The organism is Halomonas sp. DP8Y7-1 (assembly GCF_019801685.1).
Lineage (GTDB): Bacteria > Pseudomonadota > Gammaproteobacteria > Pseudomonadales > Halomonadaceae > Halomonas > Halomonas litopenaei_A.
On sequence record NZ_JAHVIN010000008.1, the window covers coordinates 39,069 to 51,991 of the forward strand.

At 60.0% G+C, this 12,923-nt stretch carries 12 protein-coding genes; 7 read left to right on the forward strand and 5 right to left on the reverse strand.

All coding sequences use genetic code 11. The annotated features are described in order from the left end of the window. Positions 1-141: 141 nt before the first annotated feature. Positions 142-828, reverse strand: a complete 687-nt coding sequence (locus KUV41_RS11990) for a gamma-glutamylcyclotransferase (protein ID WP_224908941.1) — start codon at positions 826-828, stop codon at positions 142-144. Between the two features lie 268 nt (positions 829-1,096). On the opposite strand from KUV41_RS11990, the gene KUV41_RS11995 reads away from it, so the two are divergent. Then, entirely contained in the window at positions 1,097-1,537 is a 441-nt protein-coding gene (locus tag KUV41_RS11995; RefSeq protein ID WP_222486329.1) for a YtoQ family protein, read from the forward strand. Positions 1,538-1,683: 146 nt separating this feature from the next. On the opposite strand, the gene trxA is transcribed toward KUV41_RS11995, so the two are convergent. After that, a complete protein-coding gene (trxA, locus tag KUV41_RS12000; RefSeq protein WP_206944838.1) occupies positions 1,684-2,007 on the reverse strand; it encodes a thioredoxin in 324 nt (107 codons plus the stop codon). Between the two features lie 365 nt (positions 2,008-2,372). Between trxA and cysB the strand changes: the two genes are divergently transcribed. After that, positions 2,373-3,344 carry an HTH-type transcriptional regulator CysB gene (gene cysB, locus KUV41_RS12005; protein ID WP_206944837.1) on the forward strand — a complete coding sequence of 324 codons (972 nt, stop codon included), beginning with the start codon at positions 2,373-2,375 and terminating at the stop codon, positions 3,342-3,344. Positions 3,345-3,435: 91 nt separating this feature from the next. Here the strand turns inward: cysB and KUV41_RS12010 are convergent, their stop codons facing one another. After that, positions 3,436-4,179, reverse strand: coding sequence for a phosphoadenylyl-sulfate reductase (locus KUV41_RS12010; RefSeq protein WP_206944836.1), 744 nt, complete (start codon positions 4,177-4,179; stop codon positions 3,436-3,438). Between the two features lie 134 nt (positions 4,180-4,313). Then, on the reverse strand, positions 4,314-5,684 hold the full coding sequence (gene pabB / locus KUV41_RS12015) for an aminodeoxychorismate synthase component I (RefSeq protein WP_222486331.1): 1,371 nt from the start codon (positions 5,682-5,684) through the stop codon (positions 4,314-4,316). Between the two features lie 220 nt (positions 5,685-5,904). Between pabB and KUV41_RS12020 the strand changes: the two genes are divergently transcribed. The 5 genes from KUV41_RS12020 to prpF all read left to right on the forward strand — a co-directional run bounded on the left by KUV41_RS12020 (position 5,905) and on the right by prpF (position 12,707). Then, positions 5,905-6,642, forward strand: a complete 738-nt coding sequence (locus tag KUV41_RS12020) for a GntR family transcriptional regulator (protein WP_222486333.1) — start codon at positions 5,905-5,907, stop codon at positions 6,640-6,642. 38 nt (positions 6,643-6,680) lie between these two features. Beyond that, positions 6,681-7,574 carry a methylisocitrate lyase gene (gene prpB, locus KUV41_RS12025; protein WP_206944833.1) on the forward strand — a complete coding sequence of 298 codons (894 nt, stop codon included), beginning with the start codon at positions 6,681-6,683 and terminating at the stop codon, positions 7,572-7,574. 103 nt (positions 7,575-7,677) lie between these two features. Then, on the forward strand, positions 7,678-8,805 hold the full coding sequence (gene prpC, locus KUV41_RS12030; RefSeq protein WP_222486335.1) for a 2-methylcitrate synthase: 1,128 nt from the start codon (positions 7,678-7,680) through the stop codon (positions 8,803-8,805). A gap of 111 nt (positions 8,806-8,916) precedes the next feature. Continuing rightward, positions 8,917-11,508: a Fe/S-dependent 2-methylisocitrate dehydratase AcnD gene (gene acnD / locus KUV41_RS12035; protein ID WP_222486337.1), complete on the forward strand. Its 2,592-nt coding sequence runs from the start codon at positions 8,917-8,919 to the stop codon at positions 11,506-11,508. A gap of 2 nt (positions 11,509-11,510) precedes the next feature. Beyond that, entirely contained in the window at positions 11,511-12,707 is a 1,197-nt protein-coding gene (gene prpF, locus KUV41_RS12040; RefSeq protein WP_222486339.1) for a 2-methylaconitate cis-trans isomerase PrpF, read from the forward strand. 27 nt (positions 12,708-12,734) lie between these two features. Here the strand turns inward: prpF and KUV41_RS12045 are convergent. Next, positions 12,735-12,923, reverse strand: a 189-nt coding sequence (locus KUV41_RS12045; RefSeq protein WP_222486341.1) for a hypothetical protein, incomplete at its 5' end; no start/stop codon positions are given.

Here is a 12,923-nt window from a genome sequence, read left to right on the forward strand (position 1 = left end):
AAGAAGCCATGTAAGACAGGTCATCGAAGACAGGTCTGCGGCATCCGATCAGCGATAACAGGTCGAGACCTACGCTTCGAGAGCAGTTTTTCGAGAACGGTTTTCGGAGAACAGTGTGCGGAGAACAGGGCAGGGCGGCGCTCACTCAAGACAAGACGACTGAGGGGCCGCCTGGCGCATTCGCTGGCGTAACCGCTGTGCCAGTTGGAAGACGTGGGCATCGTCGCCGCCAAGACCGTTCAGCGCATCCGCGAGGTTCAGCAGATAATCGCTGTTGGGGCCACTGGGTCCGTGGGATCGGGCGATCTGCTGAACGATGTGATCGACCGGTGCATCACCAAGGTATGCCGGGTTGTCACTACTGGCGATATACACCAAGCCCGTTGCTGTCTGAGGTGTGGCCGAGACCTGGTGCTGGTTCCGAGGCTGATTGCCATTCGTCCCATGGTCGATGAAGTGCAGGGTGACACTGGCTCGCAGATAGCCATTCTTCTCGCGCAAATCCAGTGGGCTGAGCGCTTCGGGGCCGATCAGGTAGGCCATGCCCAGGCATGATGCGCCTTCCTCACGCACCAGGGTGGCGACCCTCCCGGGCGCGTCTGGTGTCCCCCGATGATCGTGGGATCCTTGCCAGAAGCGTCGGCTGTAGCCATGAATGAGGGCGGGACGACGCTTGCGATAAGCGATGTCGGCCTTCCAGATGAGCGAACCGTAGCCAAACAGCCAGAAGGTGTCCTGGCTGGCGAAGTGGCCCTGACGACGATTGATCTCGCGCGTATCTGCCGAGGACATCGGTGCTGCGTTGTCAGTGGGGTCCGTGTCTTGCATCTAGGTTCCTTGTCGCCGTCTCTCATCGGTGCTGGCCATGAAGAAGGCAGTGTCAGCGGTCGGCACGTGGTTGTGTGGTTCAGACCACCAGGTATCATGGCTGAGCCAGAGGGCGCTCCATGTCCCGTCATCACCACCCGAATAAAATTAACAGCTGGCCGGCTCAGAGAGAAGAGGGGCCGCGCCGTGCTCGCGAGGCCTGCCTCGGATGAGGCGGTGAGTGTGCTTCTTGAAACAGCCGGTCTCACCCTACAAAGGAAACGATGCAATGAGCTTTACCGTCTACCTGTCTGGAGAGATACATACCGATTGGCGTGAAGAGATCAAGCTGGGCGCCCAGGAGGCGGGGCTCGACGTCGTCTTCACCCAGCCGGTGACCGACCATGATGCCAGTGATGCAGCTGGTGATATGCTCGGCGTGCCTGGGAATGGCTTTTGGCGGGACCATCAGTCATCGCGGGTCAATGCGATTCGCACCAGAACCCTGATCGGCGAGAGCGACCTGGTCATCGTGCGCTTTGGTGACAAGTACAAGCAATGGAATGCGGCCTTCGACGCGGGGTACTGTGCGGCGCTTGGCAAACCCTATGTCACCCTGCACGCAGAAGAGATCGTGCACCCTCTCAAGGAGGTCGACGCTGACGCTCAGGCTTGGGCGACCACCACTGGTCAGGTGGTGGAGATCCTGCGCTACGTGCTGCGCAAGTAAGCGCGCGAGTGGCCTGGCAGCATGCCGGGATGAAGGCCTAAAAGCATCGAACCCGACGCCTGTTCACAGGCGTCGGGTTCGATGTGTCAGCACTGACTCGTCCTATGTAGGCGGTGCCGTGCCGAGCGCTCGTCAGGTCATGCTGCTCAGGCGTTCTGTTCGATGAACTGGGTCAGCTGAGACTTCGACTGAGCGCCCACCAAGGAAGCAACCTTGGCGCCTGACTTGAACAGCATGACGGTGGGCACACCGCGCACGCCCTGCTCGGCGGCGATCTCAGGGGCGTCGTCCACATTGATGCTGACCACCTTGAGGGCGCCGTCACGCTCTTCGGCGACTTCATCGACCACCGGTGCCATCACCTTGCACGGACCGCACCAGGGAGCCCAGAACTTCAGCAATACCGGGGAATCGGCCTGCAGAACTTCCTGCTCGAAGTTGGCATTGGTGACATCGACATTGTTAGCCATGTGTTTCTCCATATATGTTGCGCTTCATCGAGCGGAATGGGGGACATGTCCGCCATGTCCGGTGGCACGATGGTAGCGGTCGGCCAATACGCTGGCAAATATTGGGTCGATAGTTTCTTAGTCAGCTTACGAACCGCTGCAATCGATCTCATTATGCTATAAAGTAATCACCGCAAGGTTCTTTATGGCGCTTTGGTATGTGCCGGACGGCGGTGGCCCCTCTTACGAACGAGCCCGTTGCCTTGGCAACTATTGTACGTAAAAGGCATTTACGCCATGCCGAACATGGGTGATACCTCCATTGAGCGCCTTGCCGCATCTCTCTTGCACCAATCCGACGACTTCGGACGAGGTAAGCTCCGGCCATGAAATTACAGCAGCTGCGCTACATCTGGGAGGTTTCCCGCCACAACCTCAATGTATCGGCGACCGCCCAGAGTCTGTTCACCTCCCAGCCAGGGATCTCGAAGCAGATCCGCCTGCTCGAGGACGAGCTGGGGGTGGAGATTTTCGCGCGCAGTGGCAAGCACCTTACCCGAGTCACCCCGGCCGGCGAAGCGATCATCGAGCTGGCCGGTCAGGTGCTGCGGTTGACGGCCAATATCAAGGATGTGGCTCAGGAACATTCGGATGAGCGACGTGGAAGCCTGGCCATTGCCACTACGCACACCCAAGCCAGGTATTGTCTGCCCCCCGTGATTCAGTCGTTCACCCAGCGATATCCTGACGTGGCCTTGCACATGCAGCAGGGGACGCCCAAGCAGATCGCTCAGATGGTGAGTGAAGGGCAGTCGGACTTTGCCATCGCCACCGAATCTCTTGAACTCTTCAATGATCTGGTGCTGTTGCCCTGCTACCGCTGGAATCGCTGTGTGCTGGTGCCGCGCGATCATCCGTTGGCGGGGGTAGAGCGACTGGGCCTGGATGAGCTGGCCGAACACCCCCTGGTGACCTACGTTTTTGGCTTTACCGGTCGGTCTCAGCTCGACGATGCCTTCAGGGCTCGGGGCCTGTCGCCCAATGTGGTGCTGACGGCCGCTGATGCCGATGTGATCAAGACCTATGTGCGACTTGGCCTCGGCGTGGGCATCGTGGCGCACATGGCGGTGGATGAAGAGCTGGATCATGATCTGGTGGCGCTAGATGCCAGCCATCTGTTTGACAGTTCCACCACCAAGATCGGCATTCGTCGAGGAACCTTCATGCGTGGCTACATGTACGACTTCCTGAAACAGTTTGCCGACCACCTTGATCGAGATCTGGTGGATGCGGCGCTGGCGGCAGGGCCCCGGCATGAGCACACCCTGTTCGAGGGTATCGAGCTGCCAGTACGCTGAGGTAAGCAGCAGAAGCGTAGCCGCAAGACACCAAAAAGCGCCCCGAAGGGCGCTTTTTTTGGTTCAGCTCGACGCTCGTGCCGGTGGATGCTTAATCCTTGGCGGCCACCGGGGGCAGGTTGAGGACGTGCAGACCGCACTCCTTGCCGCCCTGGTCTTCCCACCACCAGCGTCCTTCACGTTCGTGCTGACCGGGAAGGATGGGCCTGGTGCAGGGCGCGCAACCAATGCTGACGTAGCCCTGCTCATGCAGACGGTTGTAAGGCACATCGAAGGAGCGGATGTAGTTCCAGACGTCTTCACTGGACCAGTGGGTCAATGGATTGATCTTGTACAGCGGTGATGACTCACTGCCGAAGGTGGTGTCGCGTTCAGCGATCTGCAGCTGGGAGCGGGTGCCTGGGCTTTGGTCGCGACGCTGCCCGGTGACCCAGACGGGGAGTCCGGCCAGGCGTTCACGCAATGGCGCTACCTTGCGAATGCCGCAGCACTGCTGGTGGCCATCCTGATAGAAGCTGAACAGGCCCTTCTCGCGAACCAGGTCCTGAACTGCCTGCTGATCAGGAAAGCGGATGTCTATCTCGATGGCGTAGTGCTCGCGCACCCGCTCGATAAACTCGTAGGTTTCCGCATGCAGCCGTCCGGTATCCAGGCAGAAGACGTGCACCTTATCCTTGGGCGCCACCTTGAGGGCCAGGTCGATCAGCACCACGTCTTCGGCACCGGAGAAGGAGACTGTCAGCTGGCCGAAGGCCTCATAGGCGGCTTTCAGGATGTTCTTGGGCGTCGCCTGGTCATGTTCCAGGACGAAGGCATTGGGGTCAAAGGGCGTCACGGCGACCTCCAGTGTGTGTTTTGCCGCTACCCTACCAAAAGGCGCTAGTCCGGCCCCAATATCGATTGGTTCGGTTCTTATATAGCGTTTATCGATTAGCGATAAGGGTTCTTATTCCCATTGGTTTGGGCGGGTCAGTCCTGATGGCTGCTATCGCCCAGGGCTGACATCAGGTGTCGAATCTTGTCCCGGGTCTCAGTGTACTCAGCGTCTGCCTCGGAATCGGCCACTAGGCCACCGCCTCCCCAGATATGCAGGTGCTTGTCATCGGCCACCACCGTGCGAATCGCGATGGACGTGTCCATATGGCCACGAACATCGACATAGCCGAGGCTGCCGCAGTAGGCACTGCGTCTGTCTGGCTCCAGTTCGTCGATGATCTGCATGGCGCGAATCTTGGGCGCCCCGGTGATGGATCCCCCAGGGAACGCTGCCTCCATCAGGGTCAGCGGTGGCGTGTGTGGCGGCAGCTTTCCACTCACGATGCTGACCAGGTGATGCACGTTGGCGTAGCTTTCCAGACCGCACAGTTGGGGAACGTTCACACTGCCGGTTTCGCAGACTCGCCCCAGGTCATTGCGTAGCAGGTCCACGATCATGACGTTCTCGGCTTGGTCCTTGACGCTTTGCCGTAGTTCGTCAGCGAGGGCCAAGTCTTCGGCCGGCGACTGCCCACGAGGACGAGTGCCCTTGATGGGTCGTGCTTCCACGGTACCTTCCCGGCATTCGATAAAGCGCTCTGGAGACACCGACAGGAGACCTTGTTCAGCGTGACGGCCTTGCCACGACATGAATCCGGAAAAGGGCGTTGGGGTCGCCGCTCGAAGGCGCCGGTAGGCTCCCCATAGATCGCCCTGGTAGCGTGCCGAGTAGCGCTGGGCAAGATTGATCTGGTAGCAGTCTCCTGCCCGAATGTAGTGCTGAACACGCTCAAAGCGGTCGCGGTAGGACGCTTCGTCGAGGTTGGAGGTGAAGCGGGATGTCAGTGTGAAGTGACTGTCTTCGGCAGGCTCGAGCAGCCAGGCGAGGACCTGCTGACGTCGCGCCGCGTCGGCAACGAGATAGCTGCGTTGTTGCTCGTGGTCCTGAATCAGGGCCCAGTCGTAAAGGCCCAGTCGTGCCAGGGGAAGTCGGGTGCTTGCGCGTGCCGGGCCTTTGACTCCGGCGATAAGGCGACCCAGGTCATAGCTCCAATAGCCGATCAAGCCTCCGAGAAAGGGCAGCTCGGAGACCAGGTCTGTCTTCGGCAATCGGTCCAGCAGGCGTTGCTGAGCGGCGAAGGGAGAGCCCGTCACAAGGTTGCCTTCCGCATCCCACGCCTTGCCCAGCGGATCGATCTCCAGTTGATCGAGCGGATCACTGGTCAAGATATCGAACCTCCCGCCGGGAGCCTTGGGCCTGCCGCTGTCCAGCAGCACAGCACCAGGTCTCGCGCGGAGTGACTCGAAATAGCCGAGTGGCGTGGGCTGATAGGGCATTGGCGTGATGTCTAGCTGGGCGTTCATGCGGGGCCTCGGGTAGTGCAGGCTGCGTATTCTACGGCCAACGCAAACACTTGTCGTTGTTGCCACGGGCGTTGCCTCAACGCTGCATTTGTCATCGTGCTGACACCTTGGGTTGTATTGTCTACAACCAATGGCTAAGGTTGTGGTCCTTACCGGGCATTGACCCAGTCTTTGGCCTGTCTTACATTCCTGTTATCCATTTATTGTCGACAATCAAGCCATGACCAGCGCTGAACACGAGATAGTGGTACCCCCCGAAGTCAGGACCCTGGCAGAGCGTGTTTTCCACCAGCTGCAGGACGCCATCGTCCGTGGTGAGCTGGCGCCTGGCAGCAAGATCACCGAGCCGGGCCTGTCGAAGACCTATGGCATATCCCGTGGTCCACTGCGAGAAGCCATGCGCCGCCTTGAAGCGCACCGCTTGATCGAGCGCGTGCCCCACGTCGGGGCGCGGGTGGTCAAGCTGTCGATGAAGGAGCTGATGGAGCTTTTCGATGTACGCGAGGCGCTCGAGAGCATGGCGGCGAGAATCGCGGCCGAGCATATGACGGCCAGCGAGATAGCCGGGCTGAGAGAGGTTCTGGCCGTGCACGAGAAGCAGGCGGACCTAGCCAGTGGTGAAGCCTATTACCAGCGCGAGGGCGATCTGGATTTTCACTACCGCATCGTGCTCGGTAGTCACAATCGGATGCTCATGGCGTTGCTGTGCGATGACCTCTACTACCTGGTGCGCATGTATCGCACTCAGTTCAGTGCCAGCGGTGCCAGACCGCAGAAGGCGTTTGTCGAACACCACCGTATCGTCGACGCCATTGAGGCAGGGGACGCCGAGCTTGCCGAGCTGCTGATGCGACGTCATGTCAGCGCTTCCCGCGAGAACGTCATGGCCCGCTATGCCGCCTCTCTCGAAGGCCGTGATGAGCCCGATGTGGTCATCGGTGCTGACCTCGGTAGCTGATGGCCTATTTTTCGACCCCACCATGATTGGAGACTTGCATGACATCCCCTAGCTCAATGACGCCGGGCGCTCGCTTCCGCGCAGCCCTTGCCGCCCACACGCCGTTACCCATCGTCGGCACCATCAATGCCTACACCGCGATGCTGGCCGAACGTGCAGGCCACCAGGCGATTTACCTGTCTGGCGGAGGGGTTGCCAATGCGTCCTTCGGTCTGCCTGATCTGGGCATGACCACCATGAATGATGTGGTGGAAGATGCCCACCGTATCTGCGGTGCCAGTGACCTGCCACTGCTGGTGGATATCGATACTGGCTGGGGTGGGGCCTTCAACATCGCGCGCACGGTCAAGGAAATGCAGCGTGCAGGCGTGGCTGCCGTGCACCTGGAAGACCAGGTGGCGCAGAAGCGCTGTGGCCACCGTCCCAACAAGGCCATCGTCTCCCAGCAGGAGATGGTGGATCGCGTCAAGGCGGCGGCGGACGCCCGCATCGATCCGGATTTCTACCTGATCGCGCGTACCGATGCCTTTCAGAAAGAGGGGCTGGATGCTGCCATCGAGCGCGCCAATGCGTGCATCGAGGCAGGCGCTGACGCCATCTTCGCTGAAGCCGTGCATACCCTGGATGACTACCGCGCGTTTTGTGCTCGGGTTGATGCACCGATTCTCGCCAATATCACAGAGTTCGGAGCGACCCCGCTGTTCAGTCAGCAGGAGTTGGCCGAAGTGGGCTGTCGTCTGGTCCTGTATCCGCTTTCAGCCTTCCGGGCGATGAACGCAGCAGCGCTTCAGGTATATCAGAGTATTCAAAGCAACGGTCACCAGCGCGATGTGGTGGACATGATGCAGACCCGTGAAGAGCTCTACGATGTGCTGGGCTACCACGAGTTCGAACGCAAGCTGGATGCGCTGTTCGCCGAGGGCAAGGACTGACATCCCATCGGCTCGCCAGATGATGCGGTGACGCGCTTTCGCGCTCAATCACGCTTGATCATTTTTTATAACAACGTCCAACGATGACATAAGGAGCTACGCCATGGCTGACAAACCGATCGGAGGCGCAGGGTTGCGCGGTCAAAGTGCTGGTGCCACGGCATTGTGCACGGTGGGACAGAGTGGGTCGGGGCTGACCTATCGCGGCTACGATATCAAGGAGCTCGCAGACAAGGCCCGCTTCGAGGAGGTCGCCTACCTGCTGTTGAAGGGAAAGCTGCCCAACCAGCGTGAACTTGACGACTACATTGCCAAGCTCAAGAGCTTGCGGGGTCTGCCCGATGCCTTAAAGACCGTACTGGAGCAGATCCCGGCGGATGCCCACCCCATGGACGTCATGCGTACCGGCGCATCCATGCTCGGCAATCTCGAGACGGAAGCCGATTTCGACCAGCAGCAGGATGTCGCCGACCGTCTGCTGGCGGCGCTGCCATCCATCATCTGCTACTGGTACCGCTTCAGCCATGATGGAGTGCGTATCGAGACCGAGACAGACGATGCGTCTATCGGCGGTCACTTCCTGCACTTGCTGCGCGATGCGCCCGCGTCAGAGCTGCATGCCAGAGTAATGAACGTCTCGCTGATCCTTTACGCAGAGCACGAGTTCAACGCCTCCACCTTTACTGCGCGGGTCTGTGCCTCGACCTTGTCCGACATGCACTCCTGCGTGACCGGGGCGATTGGTTCGTTGCGCGGTCCCTTGCATGGCGGTGCCAACGAGGCAGCCATGGCGATGATCGAGAACTGGCGGAGCCCGGAAGAGGCCGAGCAGGAAATCCTCGGCATGCTGGAGCGCAAGGAAAAGATCATGGGGTTCGGCCACGCCATCTACCGCGAGTCCGATCCCCGCAATGCCATCATCAAGGAGTGGTCCAAGAAGCTCTCGGAGGACGTGGGTGACAGCTTCCTGTATCCGGTGTCGGAGCGGGTTGAAGCGGTCATGTGGCGTGAGAAGAAGCTGTTCTGCAACGCCGATTTTTTCCATGCCAGCGCCTACCACTTCATGGACATTCCGACCAAGCTGTTTACACCGATCTTCGTGTGCTCGCGGGTGACAGGCTGGTGCGCTCACGTGTTTGAACAGCGTGACAATAACCGCATCATTCGTCCCAGCGCCGACTACACCGGGCCTGCACACTCTGACTGGGTGCCGATCGAGCAGCGCGATTGACGCAACACTCGCATATCGGCCAGCAGCGGCAGGCACTCTGCCTGCCGCTTCTTCTAACAACATGTGTCATCGAGCCGCATTCGATGGTGCAAGCGACCGTGAACTCCTGCCATGAATACCGATTTCCGAAAGCCGCTCCCCGGCACTGAGCTGGACTACTTTGACACCCGGGAAGCGGTGAATGCCATCGCCGACGGCGCCTATGAGCGTTTGCCTTACACCTCCCGAGTGCTGGCGGAAAACCTGGTCAGGCGCTGTCCGCCGGAGGATCTCAGGGCATCTCTGTCACAGCTCATCGAACGCAAGCGAGATCTGGACTTCCCTTGGTTCCCGGCGCGTGTCGTGTGTCATGACATCCTGGGTCAGACTGCCCTGGTAGACCTGGCAGGGTTGCGCGACGCCATCGCCGAAAAGGGCGGTGACCCGGCGAAGGTCAACCCTGTGGTGCCGACCCAACTGATCGTCGATCACTCGCTGGCGGTGGAGCATCCGGGGTTCGAGGAGGGTGCCTTCGAAAAGAACCGCGCTGTCGAGGATCGGCGCAACGAGGACCGCTTCCACTTTATCAACTGGACCCGTGAAGCCTTCGAGAACGTCGACGTCATTCCCCCGGGCAACGGCATCATGCACCAGATCAATCTGGAGAAGATGTCGCCGGTGATTCAGGCGCGGGAGGGCGTTGCCTTCCCGGATACGTTGGTCGGCACCGACAGTCATACGCCCCATGTAGACGCACTGGGCGTCATTGCCGTCGGCGTGGGCGGCCTGGAGGCCGAGAGCGTGATGCTGGGTCGAGCCTCTTACATGCGTCTACCGGATATCGTCGGGGTAGAGCTTAGCGGCAAGCCACAGCCGGGTATCACGGCGACAGACATTGTGCTGGCCCTGACCGAATACCTGCGGTCGGAGCGGGTGGTATCCAGCTATCTGGAATTTTTCGGTGAAGGCGCCGCGCACCTGACCTTGGGTGACCGGGCTACGATCTCCAACATGACACCGGAATATGGTGCCACCGCGGCCATGTTCTACATCGATGACCAGACGCTGGACTATCTGAGGTTGACCGGACGGGAGCCTGAACAGGTCGCCCTGGTCGAAACCTATGCCAAGGAAGCGGGGCTGTGGGCGGACAGTCTGGTCGATGCCCAGTACGAACGCGTGCTGCACTTTGACCTGTCCACGGTCGAGCGCACTCTGGCCGGTCCGTCGAGTCCCCATAACCGGGTGTCCACCCGTGAGCTGGAAGCGCGGGGGATTGTGGCGCCCTATGAAGAGACGCCTGGCCAAATGCCGGATGGGGCGGTCATCATTGCCGCCATCACGAGCTGTACCAACACCTCGAACCCACGCAACGTGATCGCGGCGGGTCTGCTCGCCAAGCGCGCCAATGAGCTGGGCCTGACGCGTAAGCCATGGGTCAAGACATCGCTGGCGCCTGGATCCAAGGCCGTACAGCTCTATCTGGAAGAATCCAGCCTGCTGAGTGAGCTGGAGCAGCTTGGTTTCGGCATCGTCGGCTTTGCCTGTACCACCTGCAACGGCATGAGCGGTGCACTGGATCCCGAGATTCAGCGAGAAGTGGTCGAGCGTGACCTGTACGCAACGGCCGTGCTGTCAGGCAATCGTAACTTCGATGGCAGGATACATCCCTATGCCAAGCAGGCATTCCTTGCCTCGCCGCCTCTTGTGGTCGCCTACGCCATCGCGGGCAGTGTGCGCTTTGATATTGAAAAAGGCGTGCTGGGTCATGACTCCGAGGGCAAACCCATCACCTTGAAGGAGCTATGGCCAGCGGATGAAGAGATCGACGCGATCATTGCCGAGAGCGTCAAGCCGGAACACTTCCGCGATGTCTACATTCCGATGTTCGACACCACGTTTGACAGGTCCAAGGAGATCAGCCCGCTGTATGACTGGCGTGAGATGAGCACCTACATTCGCCGTCCTCCTTATTGGGAAGGCGCGCTGGCAGCCGAGCGGTCCCTGACGGGGCTGAGGGCGCTTGCAGTATTGGGTGACAACATCACGACCGATCACCTGTCGCCGTCAAACGCCATCCTGCCCACCAGTGCCGCGGGCGAATACCTCGCCAAGATGGGCTTGCCGGAAGAAGACTTCAACTCCTATGCGACCCATCGAGGAGACCATCTCACCGCCCAGCGCGCGACCTTTGCCAACCCCAAGCTGGTGAACGAAATGGCGGTGGTCGACGGTGAGGTCAAGCAGGGATCGCTGACTCGGCTCGAGCCTGAAGGCGAGGTGATGCGGATGTGGGAAGCGATTGAGACCTACATGTCGAGAAAGCAGCCGCTGATCGTGATTGCTGGCGCCGACTATGGGCAGGGGTCCTCTCGAGACTGGGCAGCCAAAGGGGTGAGGCTGGCCGGCGTTGAGGTGATCGTGGCAGAAGGGTTCGAGCGTATTCACCGCACCAACTTGATCGGCATGGGAGTGCTCCCCCTGGAGTTCCTGCCGGGAACGACGCGCAAGACACTGGGAATCGATGGCAGCGAGACCTTTGATGTCAGCGGTGATATCCAGCCCGGTGCCCGCTTGACGCTCAAGATTACGCGAGGGAATGGAGAGGTCGAGGACGTTGCTGTCACCTGTCGTATCGATACCTTCGAAGAGCTGTCGATCTACAGTGCTGGCGGTGTCTTGCAGCGGTTTGCTCAGGATTTTCTTGAGTCGGAGGTAGCGTGACCATGGCGAACCTGCCGCAGCTTCGTATTCCCGCTGTTTACATGCGTGGTGGTACCAGCAAAGGAACGTTTTTCCGCCAGGACGACCTTCCTGAATCTGCACGTCGCCCTGGGCCAAGCCGAGACGCTTTGTTGATGCGTGTGGTTGGTAGCCCGGATCCCTACGGCAAGCACACTGATGGCATGGGGGGCGCCACCTCAAGCACCAGCAAGGTTGTCATCGTCAGTACCAGCGAATCACCAGATCATGACGTCGACTACCTGTTCGGCCAGGTGTCCATCGACAAGCCGTTCGTCGACTGGAGCGGCAATTGTGGCAACCTTTCGTCAGCCGTCGGCCCCTTCGCCATCGAGAGTGGAATGATTGCGCCCGAGCGCATTCCCCATGATGGTGAGGTCGAGGTGCGAATCTGGCAGGCCAATATTGGCAAGACGATCGTCTCTCGTGTGCCGGTGCGCAACGGCCGGGTACAGGAAACCGGCGAGTTCGTGCTGGACGGCGTCGCCTTTCCCGCCGCTGAGATTCACCTCGCCTTCAAGGATCCCGCCGATGGGGAGGGCAGCATGTTTCCCACGGGGCACGTCGTCGACGAGCTCAGCGTGCCTGACGATATCGTGGCCGGAGGGAGGATCGACGCTACCCTGATCAACGCAGGCATCCCGACGATCTTTGTCGATGCCGCGGATCTCGGTTACCGGGGAGACGAGCTCCAGGAAGACATCAATGAGGATCCTGCTGCGCTAGCCCGGCTTGAAGCGTTGCGTGCCCATGGTGCGCTCAAGATGGGGCTTATCAACCGGCTAGAGGACGCGGCGAATCGGCAGCACACGCCTAAGCTTGCGTTCGTTGCCCCTCCCAGGAGCTACGCGGCGTCCAGCGGTAAGTCGATAGAGGCCGGCGATATCGACCTTCTGGTCAGGGCGATGTCGATGGGTAAGCTGCACCACGCCATGATGGGAACCGCTGCCGTCGCTATTGGTGTGGCTGCCGCCGTGCCTGGCACCTTGGTCAACCGCGCTGCCGGAGGCGGCAAGGAGCGAGCCTCGGTTGTCTTTGGTCATCCCTCTGGCACGCTGCGGGTAGGGGCAGGCGTCAGGCAGCAGGAGAATGAGTGGGTCGCCGAGGAGGCCACCATGAGTCGTAGCGCACGCATCCTGATGGAAGGTCTGGTGCGCGTGCCTCAGGACGGCATCGAGTAGGTTGTAGCGGCTAGTTTTCGCCAGCGTTCAGCCATCGTGAAGAAGGCTCGGACAGCGCCTGACATTTTTTAAAAAAATCCCTTGCCAAGCCGGTAGTAGATCCGTAAAGTACGCATCCGCTGCCGGCGACGAGCAAACGTCACAGGCGGTGAAGAGTGGTAAAAGTAGTTGATTTGAAAAGGCTTTCTGAAGCTTCTCGAAAAAATCACTGCTTGA